Origin of the sequence: Acinetobacter apis, assembly GCF_900197575.1 — a bacterium.
Classification (GTDB): domain Bacteria; phylum Pseudomonadota; class Gammaproteobacteria; order Pseudomonadales; family Moraxellaceae; genus Acinetobacter; species Acinetobacter apis.
Map to the genome: position 1 here is coordinate 157026 of NZ_FZLN01000002.1, position 18754 is coordinate 175779.

General features: G+C 35.9%; 19 protein-coding genes and 2 tRNA genes. 7 read left to right on the plus strand and 14 right to left on the minus strand.

What is annotated here, in order from left to right:
* The first annotated feature begins 122 nt into the window (after window positions 1-122).
* Entirely contained in the window at window positions 123-1037 is a 915-nt protein-coding gene (locus CFY84_RS07305; RefSeq protein WP_088823565.1) for a putative porin, read from the plus strand.
* Window positions 1038-1070: 33 nt separating this feature from the next.
* Here CFY84_RS07305 and CFY84_RS07310 read toward each other — a convergent pair whose 3' ends face one another.
* Window positions 1071-1772, minus strand: a complete 702-nt coding sequence (locus tag CFY84_RS07310; RefSeq protein WP_088823566.1) for an ion channel — start codon at window positions 1770-1772, stop codon at window positions 1071-1073.
* A 124-nt stretch (window positions 1773-1896) separates the two neighbouring features.
* On the opposite strand from CFY84_RS07310, the gene CFY84_RS07315 reads away from it, so the two are divergent.
* Window positions 1897-2247 (plus strand): hypothetical protein, encoded by a 351-nt coding sequence (locus CFY84_RS07315; RefSeq protein ID WP_088823567.1) that lies wholly within the window; start codon window positions 1897-1899, stop codon window positions 2245-2247.
* Window positions 2248-2355: 108 nt separating this feature from the next.
* A complete protein-coding gene (locus CFY84_RS07320) occupies window positions 2356-3000 on the plus strand; it encodes a DedA family protein (RefSeq protein ID WP_088823568.1) in 645 nt (214 codons plus the stop codon).
* A gap of 10 nt (window positions 3001-3010) precedes the next feature.
* Here the strand turns inward: CFY84_RS07320 and CFY84_RS07325 are convergent, their stop codons facing one another.
* The 3 genes from CFY84_RS07325 to CFY84_RS07335 all read right to left on the minus strand — a co-directional run bounded on the left by CFY84_RS07325 (window position 3011) and on the right by CFY84_RS07335 (window position 4201).
* Complete coding sequence (locus CFY84_RS07325; RefSeq protein WP_088823569.1) at window positions 3011-3400, minus strand: hypothetical protein; 390 nt, start codon at window positions 3398-3400, stop codon at window positions 3011-3013.
* 88 nt (window positions 3401-3488) lie between these two features.
* Window positions 3489-3884 carry a SirB2 family protein gene (locus tag CFY84_RS07330; RefSeq protein WP_088823570.1) on the minus strand — a complete coding sequence of 132 codons (396 nt, stop codon included), beginning with the start codon at window positions 3882-3884 and terminating at the stop codon, window positions 3489-3491.
* A 2-nt stretch (window positions 3885-3886) separates the two neighbouring features.
* Window positions 3887-4201, minus strand: a complete 315-nt coding sequence (locus CFY84_RS07335) for a BolA family protein (protein WP_088823571.1) — start codon at window positions 4199-4201, stop codon at window positions 3887-3889.
* A 209-nt stretch (window positions 4202-4410) separates the two neighbouring features.
* On the opposite strand from CFY84_RS07335, the gene CFY84_RS07340 reads away from it, so the two are divergent.
* Together CFY84_RS07340 and CFY84_RS07345 are read left to right on the plus strand one after the other, a co-directional pair.
* Window positions 4411-4486 (plus strand) — tRNA-Gly (locus tag CFY84_RS07340).
* 38 nt (window positions 4487-4524) lie between these two features.
* Window positions 4525-4600 (plus strand) — tRNA-Gly (locus CFY84_RS07345).
* 60 nt (window positions 4601-4660) lie between these two features.
* Here the strand turns inward: CFY84_RS07345 and CFY84_RS07350 are convergent.
* The 10 genes from CFY84_RS07350 to CFY84_RS07395 form a co-directional block, all read right to left on the minus strand.
* Window positions 4661-5686: an HNH endonuclease domain-containing protein gene (locus CFY84_RS07350; RefSeq protein ID WP_088823572.1), complete on the minus strand. Its 1026-nt coding sequence runs from the start codon at window positions 5684-5686 to the stop codon at window positions 4661-4663.
* Between the two features lie 13 nt (window positions 5687-5699).
* The gene (locus CFY84_RS07355) at window positions 5700-6284 is read right to left on the minus strand and encodes a class I SAM-dependent methyltransferase (RefSeq protein ID WP_088823573.1); all 585 of its coding nucleotides are present in this window, start codon (window positions 6282-6284) and stop codon (window positions 5700-5702) included.
* A 104-nt stretch (window positions 6285-6388) separates the two neighbouring features.
* Window positions 6389-8887 (minus strand): DUF3427 domain-containing protein, encoded by a 2499-nt coding sequence (locus CFY84_RS07360; RefSeq protein WP_088823574.1) that lies wholly within the window; start codon window positions 8885-8887, stop codon window positions 6389-6391.
* Between the two features lie 78 nt (window positions 8888-8965).
* Entirely contained in the window at window positions 8966-9280 is a 315-nt protein-coding gene (locus tag CFY84_RS07365) for a hypothetical protein (protein ID WP_088823575.1), read from the minus strand.
* Window positions 9273-9668 (minus strand): (deoxy)nucleoside triphosphate pyrophosphohydrolase, encoded by a 396-nt coding sequence (locus tag CFY84_RS07370; protein ID WP_088823576.1) that lies wholly within the window; start codon window positions 9666-9668, stop codon window positions 9273-9275. Before CFY84_RS07370 ends, CFY84_RS07365 begins: the two co-directional genes overlap by 8 nt.
* Before the next feature lie 236 nt (window positions 9669-9904).
* On the minus strand, window positions 9905-11860 hold the full coding sequence (locus tag CFY84_RS07375) for a TonB-dependent receptor plug domain-containing protein (RefSeq protein WP_088823577.1): 1956 nt from the start codon (window positions 11858-11860) through the stop codon (window positions 9905-9907).
* Between the two features lie 473 nt (window positions 11861-12333).
* The gene (locus tag CFY84_RS07380; protein WP_088823578.1) at window positions 12334-13209 is read right to left on the minus strand and encodes an isochorismatase family protein; all 876 of its coding nucleotides are present in this window, start codon (window positions 13207-13209) and stop codon (window positions 12334-12336) included.
* Between the two features lie 27 nt (window positions 13210-13236).
* The gene (locus CFY84_RS07385; protein ID WP_088823579.1) at window positions 13237-14883 is read right to left on the minus strand and encodes a (2,3-dihydroxybenzoyl)adenylate synthase; all 1647 of its coding nucleotides are present in this window, start codon (window positions 14881-14883) and stop codon (window positions 13237-13239) included.
* Between the two features lie 5 nt (window positions 14884-14888).
* The gene (locus CFY84_RS07390; protein ID WP_088823580.1) at window positions 14889-16112 is read right to left on the minus strand and encodes an isochorismate synthase; all 1224 of its coding nucleotides are present in this window, start codon (window positions 16110-16112) and stop codon (window positions 14889-14891) included.
* A 64-nt stretch (window positions 16113-16176) separates the two neighbouring features.
* Window positions 16177-16947: an SDR family oxidoreductase gene (locus CFY84_RS07395; protein WP_088823581.1), complete on the minus strand. Its 771-nt coding sequence runs from the start codon at window positions 16945-16947 to the stop codon at window positions 16177-16179.
* Between the two features lie 268 nt (window positions 16948-17215).
* On the opposite strand from CFY84_RS07395, the gene CFY84_RS07400 reads away from it, so the two are divergent.
* Together CFY84_RS07400 and CFY84_RS07405 are read left to right on the plus strand one after the other, a co-directional pair.
* Window positions 17216-18505: an alpha/beta hydrolase-fold protein gene (locus tag CFY84_RS07400; RefSeq protein WP_088823582.1), complete on the plus strand. Its 1290-nt coding sequence runs from the start codon at window positions 17216-17218 to the stop codon at window positions 18503-18505.
* 24 nt (window positions 18506-18529) lie between these two features.
* Entirely contained in the window at window positions 18530-18745 is a 216-nt protein-coding gene (locus tag CFY84_RS07405) for an MbtH family protein (protein ID WP_088823583.1), read from the plus strand.
* Window positions 18746-18754: the final 9 nt, after the last annotated feature.

Below are 18754 nucleotides of genomic sequence, written 5' to 3' on the forward strand. Positions count from 1 at the left end.
TATATTTATGTTATTTGATCTAAATATTTTAGACTTTGTCAAACTTTTTATCCTTATTGACTAAGTAATTTGTAACAATATAATAAGAATTAGGATTTAATAACCACTTTGGAAGTTAGGACATGAAAAAAATCGGTTTAGCAACAGCTGTATTATTAGCCATGACCGGCGCAAATGCATATCAAGTTGAGCTACAAGGTCAATCAGAGCACCTTGATGTTAAAGGATATGACAAGACATACACAGGTCAAGGCCAAGGTACATTCTATTTTAAAGATGTAGATTCATCTAAAGGCCCTTTAGCTGAAGCTGCTTTCTTAAATAAAGCGTCAAATGTTCAATTAGGTTATCACTACAATAAATTAGAAGCTGACAACGGTGGACCACGCACCCAAACTCAAGCTTATGGTGCTAAGGTTGAAGGTTATTACACTTTACCTGCATTACCAGCTGTACCAATGTATGGTAGTGCTTCGTATAGCCATACACAATCGAAAAACAAAAGCACAAGCTACAAAGACAATGGCGACCGTTATGCACTTGAAATCGGTGCAATGCCAACAGATAACTTCTTGCTTGCTGTAGGTTACACAAGTGTTGCAAACCCATACTCATTAGACAACTTTAAAGCATTTAACAATGGTTTATTGATTGCACAAAATGAAGCTGGTGTTGCAAACCAACGTAAAGATGCAATTACTGCACGTGCTAAATATGTAGGCAACATTGACAATACAAACATGGCATTTGGCTTTGAAGTAGACAGCATTTTTGCAAATGATAATGCTGCATATGGTTTAGCAACTGATTTATACTTAACGCCAAAATTAAGCGTTGGTATGACTTATGCTGACACATCAAGCTATGACTCACTATATGGCCGAGTTTGGGGTGGTAATGTAAACTACTTCATCACACCTGTAGTGTCTGTAGGTGCAACATATAACAAGCTTGATGCGAAAAACTATAAAGACTCATCAGCTACTCCAGCTGCTGATGCAGAAACAATTGGTTTAAATGCACGAGTTCGTTTCTAATTTAAATTAGACTTGAACCACAAAAAAGGATGCTTAAAGCATCCTTTTTTTATGCTTGCGAACGTATTTTACTTCACGTAACGAAAATAGCCGTGATACCACAATGGCGATATACATCACGCTAACAAACATTTGAACAATAGAAATGACTTTAACCGCAGGTCGCATTGGCAGTAAATGCGACAAGCCTGTCGCAGATTGCAAACTAAAACTATAAAATAAAATATTAAGCCAAGACTCAATTTGGTTTTCAGCCAAAGAGTTTGAGAAACTATTTGGCGCAACTAGCTGACAAATATGATATGCATATGCAAATGCCCATGCCAATAATGTAAATACGGCTCCTGCTGCAAAGAGTTCATCTTTTGTTAAAAACTGATCTGCAAACATATAGCGTAATAAACCATAAATAGCACAGCCATAAGCCCCTATTTCAAAAACATGAGACGTGATCTGAATATATAAGTGCTGAAATCCTGCCATCAACAAGCACAAACATAAAATTGCACCAAAAATAAAGAAACGACCTAAAAAACGTGTTGTGGCTGTTTCTTTAATTACACGAGCAATTAAAAATAGTGTTAATACACCTGAGCACCAAACAGTAACTTGATACCAACGATATTGGATTGGTACAAAAGTCATGACCAAGATAAACAGCTGTACTGCTAAAAGCCATGCTGAAGGTAATAAACGCCAATGGCGAATAAAATCCTTAACGCGATAAAACGTCATGCTTAATCACTCTAATGAAATGTAAACTAATTAACTTTTTCTAAATAAATAGTGACTATTTATATATAATTTAAAATATGTTATATATGTGTAACAAAATTATGATCAACAGAGATATTTTATCATGGCTCTATCACGTTTAATTGCACTTATTTTTACGAGCTTTATGCTATTGGCATGTACATCCAAAGACAGCGGCCTAAGCCAACATGAAACATTTATTGGAACATGGAATGCACCACATAGCCGAATCATAATTCAAAGTGATGGACGCTTAGAATATAACTATGCTGCTGAAAGCGCATCATCGTCATCAAAATCACATATTGATGCACCTATTAAGCATATTGACCCGACTGTTATTGAAGCTGGCGTTGCTTTTTTTACCACTGAATTTAAGGTAACCCAAGCTCCTCATTTGGTGGGTGATCAATGGCAAATGACTGTAGATGGGGAAAACTATATCAAAGACTAACGGATTTGCTATAAAGCATCATAAATAAGTACAGTTTATTCATTTTATTACTGACTTTAGGCCGCTAGACTGTTAGCATTTTGACAATATGACCACTTTGTTAAACCCATGGATATTATTAACTTTATTCTTCACATAGATCAGCATTTATTAGAATTTATCCATGCTTATGGCACATGGATTTATGTCATTTTATTTATTATTATTTTTGTTGAAACTGGCTTAGTGGTCATGCCATTTCTTCCAGGTGACAGTATGTTGTTTGCGGCAGGCGCACTTGCCGCATCTACAGGTGTGATGGACCCAATAACACTCATTATTTTACTTTGCATCGCAGCAATCTTAGGTGACACATTAAACTACCATATTGGTCGCTATATTGGTCCTAAAGTATTTGAACGAGACAGCCGTTTTATTAAAAAAGAACATTTAGCAAAAACCCATGCCTTCTTTGAAAAACATGGCGGTAAAACCATTGTTTTTGCACGGTTCCTACCTTTTTTTCGTACATTTGCGCCCTTTGTAGCAGGTGCAAGCAGTATGAATTATCGTTTTTTCTTAATGTATAATGTGATAGGTGCGATCTTATGGATTAGCTCATTTGTAACATTAGGCTACTTCTTTGGTAATTTACCGATTGTTAAAGACAATTTCACTTTACTGATTATTGCCATTATTGTGTTAAGCATTGTGCCTGCTGTTTTTGAAATTGTGCGTAATAAATTTGCTGGTAAAAACAAAAAAGAGGGCTAACCCTCTTTTTTTAATTGCGCCGAACCGTTTCAATATAACAGTTTTTAAATCGGGCAGCCTGAGCAATCGCATCTTGCTGTCCAAGCAATTGAGCAACCTCGGTACGCTTACTGTTTGATGACTGACCTAAGTTAAACGAAATAGATGGGCCAAAGCCCCAGCCACCTCGCCCCCAACCACCACCTAAACCCAAACCTACGCCTGAAAAAATTCGCTTTGGAGACTCAACACCTTGGCTAATGTATTGCTGTAAGCGATTATATTCAGCTTGTAATTGATTGCAGTTTAAATTTTGGTAAAGCGTTGGCGAGACATAATTGGGCTTTACAGGTCCTGTTGCACATGCACTTAATAACATTAGCATCAAAGATGATACAACCAATTTGATTTGTATATTCATCAACCAGTCACCTATTTTATTATTTTAAAGTTCTCTCATTTTTCAATATTGAGCGGACAATAACAATATTCTTTTGTAAGGAATCTGCTTAAAAAAATGCAGGTTTTGTTATAACTAAGCCAATAATGGAAAAAAAAGCAACCCATGCTATAACTATTCCGCCTTTACGTTGCACAGGTAAAATGCTGCCATCACCTTTTTTGAATGCTTTGGTCGAGGCTGAAATAATTACTAAAAATAATACTGCTTTGGCATAAAACCAATGCTGAACATTAAAGCCTTTAAGATATAACAAGAATGTGCCCGTAAGTATTAATAAGAAGAAAGTTGAATGCTGCACAATCACTATCTTTTTTCGGCTAGCTAGTGTAGATACATCTTCTTTACCACGATATAAAATCACAGTTTGTGTAATTAGAATAATCAGTAATAGTGTCATTGCCACACCATGGGCAATTTTCAATCCAACAAATAAATCCATCATATTTAACCTTTTGGCGCATGAGCACAATTTGGACTTTCAGGAACACGTCCCACCCACTCACTTGGTACATAAGTATGCAATGCCAATGCATGAATATGACCACCACCTGCAGACAATAAGTTTTGAGTACATGCATACACTTTTTGATGTCTTTGTACAGCACGCAGCCCCTCAAAGGCTTCGCTCACAATAACAACTTTAAAGTGTGATTCTTTACCTGGGTAATAACCCCCATGGCCAGATGACTCATTAATGACTTCTAGATGGCTAGGAGAAAGTGAATTCAAATTCTCGATCAGTTGCTGTTGTAAGCTCATAATTTTAGCTGTCTAATAATTATTGATTTAATCAGTATAACAAGTTTTATAATTATTCCGTAAATAAAGACAAGGTTCTCACCGACCTGCTTCAATATTGTATAAATTTAACACTAAATACACCTTATTGCTTTAATTTTATTCACTTAATCAATTTTTTATCAAAAAATTATTGCTTCTTATCCCACTTGATGTAATATGTGCCTCACGCGGAAATAGCTCAGTTGGTAGAGCATAACCTTGCCAAGGTTGGGGTCGGGAGTTCGAGTCTCCTTTTCCGCTCCAAATTTTTTAGTGTAAGTTTTTATAAAACTGCTCAATATGCGGAAATAGCTCAGTTGGTAGAGCATAACCTTGCCAAGGTTGGGGTCGGGAGTTCGAGTCTCCTTTTCCGCTCCAGATTCAAAAAAGCCCTCATCGAAAGATGAGGGCTTTTTTATTTATTGATAGTGACAAAGCTCAAAACGTAGCAGCAGCCATTTGCAATGGTTGCCATTTTTTACTTGCCCCTAAAGTCAATGTTGCACAATCATATGCCTGTTGAAGAAATTGTTGTCTTTTAGGTTCAGTAAACCCTGTTTGGGCAATTAAAGTTTCTCTTAATGGATGATGACTTGTAATTAAATATTCGTTTCGCTTGTGTAAACGTTCTAATAAAGAAATAGATGGGAGTAAATCAAACTTTCCTTGATGCCCTCGATTACATGATATGCAAGCTAATACTAAATTGGATACCCCATTAATTGGCTTCCCTGCATCGCACTCTCGTAACTTGTGCGGGAAAAAGTGATCCACATCAGCAGATTCATCAAGTAATGATGTAATAGTAATTGGTCTAAAACAATAAAAACATTTTCCTTTTTGATAACCATTTAAAGCCGCTTTTGCAGAAGTTACATTCACTCTTCTCATCTTATTGTCTGCAATTAAAATACCTGTATCATCATGTTCAATTTGCACTAAATGTTTAGGTAAATTCATACTCCATGCTGTTTCCACTAAGCGCCATCTGGCTTCTGTTTCATCAATCAAATCATTGGCATGTTGAGTATCAAATAATTGAAAAACCTCATCGGTTAAAATAATGCCGCCATGCGTTTTTCTTGCATCAGCAAAAAATCTTTGTGGTAACTCTTGCCCATGTACCATATGGAATGCATCAATCACATTGGCAAAACCATATTGAACTGTTTTCTGTATTAATGTGTTTTGATCTATCTGATTGCAATTATATGCTCGACAGACATCTAAAAATTTACTTGAATTTGATGTTGCCTGTTTATCTACTAACTTTAAATGCTCACAGATATGTTGACTAAATGGATATGCGAGTTGGTCTAGGGTGACCACTGTTTTGCCTTGTTCTTTTAAGTGATATAACGATTTTGCTAAAGCAAACTTATAAGATGCAACATTACGACCAAACAAAATAATTGAGCGCCAATAATTCTCAAGATTCGGTTCAATTTCATAAAATTTAGTCATCTTCCACTCAAGTCTAGGTTTTCTTAAATAAAATATTGAGCCATTTTTCATCACGATCTGGTCTTCGATCGGTAGTAATCCATTGCTGTAGTATTTGAATGTTTGCAAAATGATTAAATAATACTTCTGCTTGATGTTCATTTAAGTCTGTAAATTGGCGCCCTTCTTTTTCTCGATCACTATCACCATATTTAAATGATATATAACAAACACCTTGATCTAGCAATGCTTCTTTAATACGGTGTATGACATCAGATAATCGATTTCTTTCACAATGCAATAAGGATGCACAAGCCCAAATCCCATGATATTTATTTTTTACCGATAAATCATAAAAACTTTGATGCATCACTTTTAAGCCTGTGAATTGAGATGCTTTTTTAACCAATTCTTCTGAATAATCTATCGCATCTACATCATAACCTTGGTGTTTAAAAGCCAAAGTATCTCGACCAGATCCACAGCCTAAATCTAATATTTTGGCATGTTTGGGCAAATGAGTTAAAAAAGGTTGATATAAATCATTCATATCTACACATACCGTTTGAGCATAAAACGCTTCAGCATGTTGGTTATAGTAATCTTGTGTTGTTGACATTTCTCTTCCTTATATTCATTCCTGAATAAGCATTACTTTTCATGCTACAGAGCTAAATATTTAATTAAAATAATGATCAGTCTTACTCTGAATGAAAATTGATATTATGCATTTACAAGATATTTATATAGCCCAGCTTCAACTGGCCGATCAATTTTAAAATCCATTTTCACAACTGAAACAGGCTTTTCCTCTGTTTGCATTAAAGTTTCTTGCGCAGTTCCTATGATATAACTTAAAAAACCAATGAAATAAAAGTCTACGCCTTCATCATCATCTTTTTTAACAAATAAAGGCAGTAATGTACCTTGTTGCTGTGAATTTAAAATCACCTGTACATCAGGACTTGAAATTTTTCTTTTTGATTTAGACATCCATTGAAAATGCTGAGCATCAATAAACTGATCTTCATATTTCGTAGTTTCAGAAATATCATTTGCTTTATGGTAAGTAACAAATATTGGGCAATTGGATTTATCTGGGCTGGCTAAATATCCACCCACATTTTGTGGATTTTGGTTTTTTTCCCAATTTAAAATTCGAAATACATCTTTGCGTGAATATTTTGCATAATAAACAAAGCCATGATTAAAGTTTTGACGATCAAAATCTTTAAAATAGCTTGTGACAGCATAGTCCACATTATCTATTAAAAAAATTTTAAAAGTAGTCTTTTTTAAAACCTCTTTAAATAAATCAGATACCTTAAAATAAGCATCGTTAATACTCAACATGGTGAATACTTCACGATCTTTAAAATATTTGATTGGATGAAATACCATATTTAAATTATTAACAATTGAGGTAATATCCGCGCTAGACACGTCAATTTGATACTGCGTTTTCACATCATCTTGAAAAGCTTTAACAGATAGATGGGTTAAATTAGACGCAAGTAATTTTTTGAATAATAATGACTCAAGTACCCGCTTAGTATTGTTAATTTCTAAGGCATAAAATTGTAATAAGGCTTCTTCAAACTCATTTAATATAGGTATATGTTTTTCAATTAAATGCACAAAAGAATAATAAGACTTTGCATAACTGACAAAGCTAAATGGATCTCGTAATTGAGTTTCAAGAAAATCCATCATCATTGGCATACGACCAAGTCTCACATTTAATAACTTATAATCGCTCACCAAATCTTTTTTAGTTTGAAAGTTAGAGTGATTAATTGAGGCAAATATTTTTTCTTTAGCAACTTCATCAAAATAAATTGTTGATGCACCAGGCAATAATGAGCTGCCACTGGTCACTAATTTTCGCAGTTGGTCTTTATTAAATGAATTATCCCCAAATAAAGCCATTGGAATTAAAAAGTTTTTCTCATAATTACCAATAAAATCAATGACTGTTAAATATTCTTTATTTACATGTTTTCTGAGCCCACGGCCTAATTGTTGAATATATATAATTGATGATTCTGTTGCTCGTAAAAAAATGACTTGGTTAATTGCAGGAATATCAATGCCTTCATTAAAAATATCCACTGTAAAAATCATTTCAACACGATTATTGTCTGCTGAACTGATTGATTCAATTGCAGCAACGCGCTGTGTTGTCGTATTCTGACCACTTAAAGCGATACTTCGGACACCCAAAGTATTCATTTTTTCTGAAAGAATCTCTGCCTCTTGAACACCAGAACAAAAAACCAAAGCTCTTAATTCACCATTGTCTGTACCAAATTGATCTGATGCTTGCTTAATTTTTAAAACACGTTCAGCACTTACGAGGTCATTAAAGTTTGCATGATCAGCAATGGGCTCACCATCTATTTTTAAATCTGAAATACCAAAGTAATGAAAAGGACATACCAAATCACATTCCATTGCTTTTTTTAAACGAACCTCGTAAGCAATGTTGTAATCAAATGATTTAAAAATATCTACGCCATCACTGCGGTCTGGTGTTGCTGTCATTCCTAAAAGAAATTTTGGTTTAAAATATTCAATAATTTTAAGATAACTTGCCGAGCCAGAACGATGGCTTTCATCAATTACAATATAATCAAAAGCTTCAGGTGCAAACTGATTTAAGTGATGGTCTTTAGATAAAGATTGGATGGTTGCAAAAACATATTGATGACCTGCTAAATCTTGCTGAGAACCTGAAAAAATAGTTGATTTAAAATGAGCGCCAAAAACATTTCTAAAGGTCTTCTGTGCATCAATTAGTATGTTTTCTCGATGTACTACAAATAACAAGCTTTTAGCTTGAAAAGCATGAACATCAAATGCAGACAGATACGTCTTTCCTGTACCCGTTGCTGAAATCAGTAATGCTTTTGAATGACCTTGCTGTCGCAATTTTTTTAAGCTGGCTAACGCATCTTGTTGCATTAAATTGGGTTGAATAGCTTGATAGGCAGATGGTTTTTGCAGCAGCAATTGCTGAGAATTTTTTTTAATATTTTGATATAACTCACTATATTGTGCTATATAGTCATCCGTTAATTCTTGTGCATGATCAAATAAAGTTTGCTTTTTAAAGATAAGATCATGAATTACTTTACTGTTAGGTAATGCCCGAATAAAGATATTTAGCTCTTCATTTTTACAAAGTGCATTGGCTGTTAAATTACTGCTCCCTAATAACACGCTAACATGATTTTCATGCTCAAATAGATAACTTTTTGCGTGTAAATCAGAGGTTGTGTCTATACGAACTTCGATATTTTAAAATTTTTTTAATCTGATGAGCGCATCAGGCTGCGTAAAATTAAGATATTGAGAAACTAAAATTTGGCCTGGTATATTTCTAGATTGTAAATTTTCAAGCAATGCATAAAGGGTGTTAAAGCCACTCATGCTTAAAAAAGCAGTAGTGAACCAAAATCTTGTGCAATCTGCTAATTCATTTTCAAATGTATTAATCACTTTTTGTATTGGATAATGATTTTGCACCAATTGAGCTTGATACATATTTTCAGAAGTGACAGACCCATCTATAAAGCTTGTCATTAATCCTTGAGCTAAAGCATCTCTAATCATTTTTTATCAACTCGTTCACAATGGGTAAGTCTGCTGCTGCCCAATCCAAAGTGATTAACTCATCAGCAGTTAACCATTGATAATCTATATGCTCAACTAACTGTAAGCTCTTATTTTGGCTATAACATAAAAATGTATTTAAAGAGATACTAAAATCAGGATAGTCATGATTGACTGTCATAAGATATGAGTCAACAATGATATGCATACATAATTCTTCTTCAACTTCACGGACAATGGCTTCTTCTAGTGTTTCACCAAGTTCTATTTTTCCGCCGGGAAATTCGTATTTAAAAGAAATATAATCATATTTAGATGATGCTCTTTGTACACATAAAATTTTGTTTTCATGTTGAATGACAGCAGCAACAACAGCAAATTTTTTCATATAAATCTTATTCATTGATAGGCATATATCAATAAGTATAACGGTATAGAGATGAAAGATAAGCGATTTAAATCAATAAAAATTTAAAATCTAGTAAGCCAGGTGAGTGATAAAAATCATATTGTCATGACAATATAATTGAGCAATAAATTTGAAACTCAATTATCAATATTGATCATTTAAGCTAAAAAACCTACCACTGTAGAACAATGATAGGTCAATTTAAAATTAAATTTTTAAAAATTATAAGTTGCTTTCACAAAATAGTTTCGGCCATACATTTTGGTGTTAAACCCTGTGTTTTTATCTTCTAAATCGACATTGGTAATGTTTTTAACACCATAATCTACAATTACTTTTGGTGTTAAGTTAGATGAAAATACAACATCATAGGTGGTATATGACGGCAGTTTTTGTCCAGAACTTAAAATTTGTGAACCAATATAATTTGCACTTAAATTCACTTTGTAATTTTCAACTGGTGTCCAAAATACAGAGTTATTCCACATCCATTTTGGTCGTTCAGTTAGCTCTTTCTTGGTGGTTTTATTTTCTGTTTCTAAATAAGTTGCATTGGTTTTAATGCCCAAATCATCATTAAAATCATAACCTGCTGCAAGTTCTATCCCACGTAAATTGGCTTTTGAAATATTGCTCCATTTGTTTGGAAACAACGATCCCGCAGGTGCAGAGGTGTCTTTAACACGCTCAATTAAGTTTTCAACATCGTTGTTAAATGCAGTGATGTTAAAATTCCAATCTGGTCGTTTCACCAATAACGACACTTCATAACTTGTGCTTTCTTCAGGCTGTAAATTGGCATTGCCTCGAATATAACAACTACCACCACACGATATGAAACGATAACTTTCATTTAACTGATAAGGACTTGGTACTTTATAAGCTTGCCCTACGCCCCCTTTTACCACGACACCATCAAGTAATTCATATGCCAAATAGGCTTTACCTGTCGCTTTGCCTTTAAAGTTGTCAAAGTCATCATAACGACCACCGAGTGTCAGGGTTAAATCTTTCGTAATATGGGTATCATTTTGGGCAAAGACACCATAAGATTTTTGCTGAGAACCGCCTGTATTTGGATAACCAATAATGTCTGTAATTTCTTGGTCTTTATAATCTGCACCCACTGTACTGCTGTTCATCCACCAATCAAAGTTAGCAAATACACGACCAATTAAATTTTCTTGTTTATAATTACGGCGTTGTGGCGCGTCATAATCACTGTCGTAATCTTCAATTTTACCTGTTTCTTTTCCGATATATGCTTCTGTTGTTCCCCAATCCCAATGACCACGGTGAGTTAAACCAAAATTTGTACGTTCAATTTCAAGTTCAGAAAAACCGTTGGATGTATCTTGTGTCAACGGGCGTCGGTCATGGTTATAATTCACATCAAAGTCAATCGCTTGCTGATCGTTAATATCCCAAGTTAAAGTGGTATTAATATTTTTGGTTTCTTTTTTAACAAAATATGCGCCATCTTTTGTCACTGCCGCCTCTCGATACCATGCATCACGATTGTATGCATCCCCAGTAACACGTAACGAAAGATGATCTGTTAACCCCGTGTTTAAGTTAAAACCATAGCGAGATTGGTTTTTTCCTCGGCCTGTATCAGCTCGGTTAAACTGTGCAAAAATAGAGCCTGTCGTTTCGCCAGGCTTGGCTTTTTTAGTAATAATATTAATGACACCGCCCATGGCATCAGACCCATAAAGCGATGACATTGGACCACGAATCACTTCAATGCGATCAATACTATTTAATGGAATTGAGCTCCAGTCAAAATCGTTACCACGCCACATGGCACCTGATGAAGACATGCGCTTACCATTTAATAAAATTAACGTATAACTCCCCGATGTGTCTTGCATCCCACGAATTAAAACTTTGTCTATCCCAGTATTATAGTTATAGACACCAGCTTCTCTTTGCAGAACATCTGCAATATTGAGCGCAGCACTACGCTCAATATCTTCACTGGTCACCACGCTCATTGAAGCAGGCGCTTTTTGTATATCTTGTTTTTTTAACGATGCACTAACAACAATGGTTTCAAGCTGCTGCGCTTTCGGTTCATCTACTACAGTTGTATCTTCTGCATAAACTTGAATTGATAAAATCATTGTTCCTGTAATTGCCAATCCCAATCTTGGTTTTATCAATTTCATTCCTTATTCTCCATAATCCATTCTCCATAGCACAATATACTGATAATCATTATCATTTATTTTTTGGTATCTTATCCCTCACCTTTGCAGATTGCAATAAAAAGTTTAACTATTGTATAAATGTTTATTATTTATATAACGGTCAATAACCATTAACCTTCAATTAAAATATCAATTCATATTCTATGGATATATTAAATTTAAATAATTGATATTAATCACTTTGATTAATTTAAATTCACCACTAGTAAAAATAAACTTAGATTTAATTTAAATAAATATAATCATTTGGTAAAATAATAAATCACACTCAAGTAAAGTATCTTTGAATTACGACATTCAGCTCATTTTGTTTCAGTCATTAAAACTGAAGGCCGTGCTTTAATCTATTGGGTTGAAATCATGTTGTATAAAACAACGTGTTCAAACCCAATATCACGTTTTAAAGCACCTCTTGATGTTGAATAAACAGATTAAGCGGCTATTTTTCCAATCCATGCATCTAAAGTGGGTTGCTCTGCTAAATCCTCAAAACTGACACGACTTCCACAAGCTTGCCATACCCCCACCAATGTCATTAAACGGACTGAATCTAAGCCTAAAAGCAATAAATCATCTTGGAGTTGAATTTCTTCAGCAGGAAGTTGTAACTGTTCACTTACCGCACGCAAAATACCTGCTTTTGATAGCGGATGTATTTGATCCTCTGCCTGATTTGACCATGCTGTAAGTACATTATCCGTGGTCATCACTTGGGCACAGCGTGTACTGGCATATTTAAGTGCAAGATCATGTTCTTCACGGCTAAAGTCAGCCATCGCATCTGCCAAGAGAAAGGGTTTAATATTTAACATAAATGCTTCTGCGGCACTCATTAAACAACCAATATGTGCATATACACCACACACAATCAATTGATTACGTCCCCACTCTTGCATCAGTTGCTCAAGGTTTGAAAATTTAAATGCACTGTAGCGCCACTTGGTTAATACAGTGTCTTCTGGCTGTGGGGTTAATTCATCATGAATTTTTGTTTGTACAGGATCATCTTTTAACCCTGCCCCCCAAAAGTCAGTTAAAAGCTGGCGATGCTCTGGCGTTTGATTACCAAGTTGTGCGGTATATACCACTGGAATATCTTGTTCATGTGCATGTTCAATCAGCATTTTCGTGTGCCGAATAAGTTCTGGAATAGGCTCTTGCGAAACATCATAAAAATCTAAAAAGTATTGCTGCATATCGTGCACAAGCAATACGGATTGTTGAGGGTCAATGCGCCAATCTGTTTTATTATGAATAGATTGATCCATTTTTGGCATGGGATAACTGGCAATTCTTGGAATAGTCATGGGTGTACCTTATTTATTAATTTGACTTTAAAGCTGTTTAATCAGTGTTTTTTTGTCTATTTTTCCAAAAGCGGTATAGGGAAAATGCTCAATAAATTGAATAGAATCTGGAATTTTATATTGTGCTAGACCATAATCTTTTAAGTATTGACGTAGCATCAAACTGCGCCTAATTTCACTCGGATCGTCGTGCTGTGTTTGCCAAGACACAAATGCGCAGCTTTTCTCACCAAGTAATTCATCAGGCATTGCGACTAAAGCCACCAATTTGACTTGCGGATGCGTAATTAATGCTTGCTCGACTTCTTCAGTGGCAATTTTTTCACCGCCACGGTTAATCTGTTCTTTGGAACGACCTTCAACCACAATACAACCATCATCTAATATTCGGACAAGATCGCCTGTTCGATAAAAGCCATCTTGCGTAAAAGAACGTGCGTTATGTTCTTCCGCTTGATAATAGCCACGAATGGTATAAGGACCACGTGTCAGCAAGTGCCCAATCGCCCCTTGTGCCACAGGTCGATCTTCATCATCTAAAACCAATATTTCATCATCTTCAGAAATTTTGAGCCCTTGTGTATAAATAATTTGTGCCTTGTTCATATCAAAACGGGTGTAATTGACTAAGCCTTCTGCCATTCCAAAAACCTGCTGCAAACTCACTTTAAATTCATCAATCAAGCGTGTTGCAACGACATCAGCTAAACGGGCACCACCCACTTGTAAACAGTGTAAAGTCGATAAAATATCATCTTGATCGCGTGCAGCTTTTTCAATCCAAGGATGAACCAATGCAGGCACAAGACAAGCATCTGTCACTTGATATTTTCGGATTAATGCAAATGACGTTTCAGGACTTGGATCTGTCCCAAGCACAACAGCACCACCGACATAAAAAATGCCCAATGCTCCCGCAGAACTCATCGAAAAATTATGCGCAACAGGCAACACCATTAGTAATCTAGATGTTTGATTAAGCTCGCAGATTTTGGCACTTTCTCGCACACTATAAAGATAGTCATCATGCGTACGTGGAATCAATTTAGGAATGCCTGTACTGCCCCCTGACAATTGTAAAAAAGCCACTTGATCAGCACTGCTGGCTTGGCTTGCAACATACTTGTCAGGTGGTTGTGTATCAAAGTCATATAAGGCTGAAATTGATTCAAATTCTGCAGCATCGCCTAAAATAAAAATATGTTTTAAACTTGGATTAGCATCTTGGCATTGCCGAGCCAAAGCCCGATAATCAAATTTTTGTGCTCCAAAGTCTGCACAAAAATAAGCACATGCTTGAGTTTGTTTAAAAAAACTGTTTACTTCAGAAAAGCGATGGGCGGAGAGCGACATAATCGGCAAAATACCCAATCGAATTAATGCAAAGAACACTATGTAAAACGCATGATGATTGGGCAACTGCACAACAGCTTGATCACCCGCTTGTAAACCGTATTTACTCAAGCGTGTAGCACAAGCGTCTACGGCTATATTCAATTGCTGATAGCTAATTGTTTGATCGCCGCAGTAGATGGCAATATTGTTTGGAAATTTTTCAGCAGATACATGCAGAAATTCACTTAGATTTTGCCCAATCCAATAGCCTTTCTCTCGGTACTTTTGAGCAAACTCTTCAGGATATGCAACAGCACCTTTTAAATAATGGTTTGGCATGTGGTTCATCCTTTAGATATTTGTTCAGGCGACAGCCCAAAACCATCTAAAACTGTTCTAAATTTTGCAGCCGTTTCATTACACTCGGCAGCAGGATCAGATGCAGCGACAATCCCTGCACCTGCAAAAAGCCGTGCAGTATGTTCAAAAATCCGTGCACAGCGGACCGTGACTGACCATTCACCATTGCCACAACCATCTGCCCAACCCATAGTTCCTGCAAATAATTCCCGATTAAATGGTTCAAGTTCAGCAATTTTTTTGCGTGCTATATCGGTCGGTTGACCACAAATGGCAGGTGTGGGATGAAGCTTCTCAACCAAATCAAAGACATGCGTTTGCTCATCTTTTAATGTCCCTTCAATTTGGGTTGCTAAATGCCATAAACGTTTGGTTCGAATTAAACTTGGTTGTTTAGGAATATGCAGTTGTTTGCAAAATGGATTCAGTTGATCAGCAATCATTTCAATGACCAAAGCATGCTCATATTGGTCTTTTTCAGAATTTAAAAGCTGTTGTGCATGATATTGATCTTGTGCAACATCCGCACTTCGTGGCAATGTCCCTGCCACAGGTTTACTCCAAATGCGCTGCTGCTGTTTAGCAATTAATAATTCGGGGCTAGCGCCTACAAACCATCCTTCTTGTTGAGGATTACGTGCAACCGCATAATTATAACCATCTGGATTATGCTTTGATAAATTATAATAAAGCTTAGAAATATCAATTTTTTGATGGAAAGATATATGTAATATTCGAGCCAAGACTGCTTTATCTAGCAGATTATTTTTTAATGCATGAACCAAGGTTTCAACTGATTGTTGAAAGTCTTCAGCACTTGGGATGTAACTTGTGCTGTGATATTGATGGGTTAAATCATAATCTGCTTGCGAAAATAACAGCTTTTGATAATAGTTTGCCTGTTGCATGATCATCAAGTTAACATCTTCTGCATGACTAAATGGAATACCGCCCATAATCAATGCATCAGGATGACCTTGCTGAATAGTGTCTTGTAATTGCAACTTGGCTTGTTTTAACCAAGCTGACAAATCTTGATCAGGTGAGACATGCACATCTGCCAATTTTTGGTGACTTTGAATCACATAATCAGGGGTACTAAATAAAAATGCAGGTGTATCTCCGCACTGTAAAACCTCTTCTGCTAAGGCAACATGTGCTTCTGTTAAATTCGGATCTTGAATAAAATAAGGTGGTTGAATAGACATCGCATGCTTCCTTCTGCGGTTATATATTATTCATTTTTTTGTCATTAATTGATTAAATGATCGACTACACACCTAATGTAGCGCCTCCATCGACCACAATTTCTTGCATCGTGATTTGTGATGCTTGCTCAGACAATAAAAACACCACCGCATGGGCAATGTCTTCTGCTTGTGCCATTCGCTTAAGTGGAATACCGGTGCGAAACTGCACTAAGTCACCATCCACAATGCTTGCTGGCGGATGCTCATCTGTCCACAACTGTTTTTGCATTTGAGTCAAAGTTGAACCTGGGGAAACCACGTTAACGCGGACATTAAAAGGGGCAACTTCTAAGCCTAAATTACGACAAAAATGGCTTAGCGCAGCTTTGGTTGTGGCATATAAGCCAAGTTGTGTCCGAGCCATACGGGCACTGTTTGAGCTGACAGTAACAATGCTGCCACCACCTTGTTGAACCAAATGTTGAGCAACATATTGACTCAACACAATGGGAGCTTGTAAGTTCACGGCAATCGAGCTTTGCCAATCTTCGAGTGTTGCCTCTAACAGCGACGTCATTTTTAAAATACCTGCCACATTCACTAAACCAACCACATGATGATGTTGAACGATGTGTTGAATGAGCTTTTGTATTTGAGAAAATTCCGTGATGTCTTGCACCATCGCATGCCAACGGTGTTGATGTTGTTCTGTTATTTTTTGCTTAACTTCCCACTGATTTTTATCTGGTTCAATATCAATTCCAATGACATCAAAATCTTGTTCTAATAACTTTAAGGCAATAGCAGCCCCAATTCCTCTTGCAGCTCCTGTAACCACAATGGTAGAACCCATAAATCACTCCAAGTCGACCATTAATTGAGTAGTTAATACAAATAATTCTTATTAACATAATGATAATTATTTTATTAATCTTAACTGAAACTTAATTGAATCATTCTATGTGTCATATTTATTTAAATTACTAATATATACATATGATATTTATTAAAAAAATTAATTGGTCAATTTTTTATTAATAATAATGATAATCGTTTTTATTTACTAACAAAAATTACTCTGATAATTTAACGCGAAAATTTCCTATAAAAATGGTCAATAGATGAAGCTAAAATTTCATCCTACTCATCCCATATTGAATCAAGATCATGTTGGCTCAAGCATGTGGTGGGAGCAGATTAAAGACATTCAAAATCCGCTCATTACAGATCAGGACAACCACATTCAATGTCATTTTATTTATAGAAAAAAAAATTCTGACCATCATGTTTTAATTGATATTTATTCACAAACCCCTTCGGTATATGAACAGTGGAATCTTTTTCACTGTATTGAAAATACAGATGTTTGTGTTTACGAGATTGCTCTACCACGCGATTGGTTTGGCAGCTATGTGATTGTTGAAACCGTAGAACATCCACCTTTAACCACAATTGCTGCTGAGCGCCGTGCATGGTGGGTTCAACAATTACAACAGTGTGCACAAGTCGATCCATATAATGCTTATCCAAGCTATAAAGGTCAAATTGCTGCTGTTATTCACCAAATGTATGCTGTTGATGAGTTCCCAATCATATCAAAATCGAATTCATTAAATCGATATCAATCAAAATCATGGCATAGTGAAATATTAAATACTTGTTATCAAATCGATATTTACACCACCGAAGATCACAAATCACTGCAAGAGACTCCATTTGATTTGCCTCTCATTTTATTTTTAGATGGGCAATTGTGGTCTCAACAATCAGCATTGCATACCAAGCTTGCACAACACACTATATTACACCGTATAAAGCCTGCAATGTATGTGTTAATCCACTCTGCCTTTGAGCGACGACAACATGATTATGGTTGTCATGATCAGTTTAGTCATGCTGTGGTGAATGAATTAATTCCTTGGTTACAACAATGGCAAGCAAACATTGATTTGAATCAAGTTTCTTTAATTGGTCAAAGCCTAGGCGGCTTATGTGCCATACACAGCAGCATATTGTATCCAAATACCTTTCAACATGTGGTGGCACAATCGGGTGCATATTGGTGGTCTGACTTGACCCATAGCCCGTTTTTACAATCCCAACGAGATGCCTATCATTCAGCAGCGCATAAACCACCTATCGGTACTCAAACAACATCTACATCTGATGTTCAAACGACACCTGATTTTAATCATTTGATTCAGCCGCATTTAGCAGCTTATTCAACATCGACTCAATTTCATATGAGTGCGGGACAGTGTGAAAGCGATATGTATGAGTTGTCTCAACAACTCGATCTGCAATTCAAACATCACGGTATTCATTCCAATTTTCATCCATTTTACGGCGGACATGATCCTGTTCATTGGCACCACGATTTATTAAATACGCTTCAACACATTCTTGCTTAAAACATCACAATAAGGACATGTTATATGAGTCAATTACAAGAAAATTATGTCAATCCATTTGATAACGAACAACTTCCTTTTCAGGTATTAAAAAACCAAGCTGGTGAATATAGTTTATGGCCTGCAACACATCACTTGCCTGCAGGTTGGGAAAGCCATTTTGGTCCTGATACACGCCGTGCATGTATCGATTATGTCGAACAACATTGGACATCAATCAATCCATTTCAGCATGCTTAAAGGAGTTGC

Coding starts and splice junctions, on each gene's coding strand:
- CFY84_RS07315 (WP_088823567.1), top strand. CDS start 1,897: ATGGCTCTATCACGTTTAATTGCACTTATTTTTACGAGCTTTATGCTA.
- CFY84_RS07405 (WP_088823583.1), top strand. CDS start 18,530: ATGAGTCAATTACAAGAAAATTATGTCAATCCATTTGATAACGAACAA.
- CFY84_RS07330 (WP_088823570.1), bottom strand. CDS start 3,884: ATGATGGATTTATTTGTTGGATTGAAAATTGCCCATGGTGTGGCAATG.
- CFY84_RS07325 (WP_088823569.1), bottom strand. CDS start 3,400: ATGAATATACAAATCAAATTGGTTGTATCATCTTTGATGCTAATGTTA.
- CFY84_RS07305 (WP_088823565.1), top strand. CDS start 123: ATGAAAAAAATCGGTTTAGCAACAGCTGTATTATTAGCCATGACCGGC.
- CFY84_RS07365 (WP_088823575.1), bottom strand. CDS start 9,280: ATGATTAGAGATGCTTTAGCTCAAGGATTAATGACAAGCTTTATAGAT.
- CFY84_RS07375 (WP_088823577.1), bottom strand. CDS start 11,860: ATGAAATTGATAAAACCAAGATTGGGATTGGCAATTACAGGAACAATG.
- CFY84_RS07310 (WP_088823566.1), bottom strand. CDS start 1,772: ATGACGTTTTATCGCGTTAAGGATTTTATTCGCCATTGGCGTTTATTA.
- CFY84_RS07385 (WP_088823579.1), bottom strand. CDS start 14,883: ATGCCAAACCATTATTTAAAAGGTGCTGTTGCATATCCTGAAGAGTTT.
- CFY84_RS07370 (WP_088823576.1), bottom strand. CDS start 9,668: ATGAAAAAATTTGCTGTTGTTGCTGCTGTCATTCAACATGAAAACAAA.
- CFY84_RS07395 (WP_088823581.1), bottom strand. CDS start 16,947: ATGGGTTCTACCATTGTGGTTACAGGAGCTGCAAGAGGAATTGGGGCT.
- CFY84_RS07390 (WP_088823580.1), bottom strand. CDS start 16,112: ATGTCTATTCAACCACCTTATTTTATTCAAGATCCGAATTTAACAGAA.
- CFY84_RS07335 (WP_088823571.1), bottom strand. CDS start 4,201: ATGAGCTTACAACAGCAACTGATCGAGAATTTGAATTCACTTTCTCCT.
- CFY84_RS07320 (WP_088823568.1), top strand. CDS start 2,356: ATGGATATTATTAACTTTATTCTTCACATAGATCAGCATTTATTAGAA.
- CFY84_RS07380 (WP_088823578.1), bottom strand. CDS start 13,209: ATGACTATTCCAAGAATTGCCAGTTATCCCATGCCAAAAATGGATCAA.
- CFY84_RS07355 (WP_088823573.1), bottom strand. CDS start 6,284: ATGTCAACAACACAAGATTACTATAACCAACATGCTGAAGCGTTTTAT.
- CFY84_RS07400 (WP_088823582.1), top strand. CDS start 17,216: ATGAAGCTAAAATTTCATCCTACTCATCCCATATTGAATCAAGATCAT.
- CFY84_RS07350 (WP_088823572.1), bottom strand. CDS start 5,686: ATGACTAAATTTTATGAAATTGAACCGAATCTTGAGAATTATTGGCGC.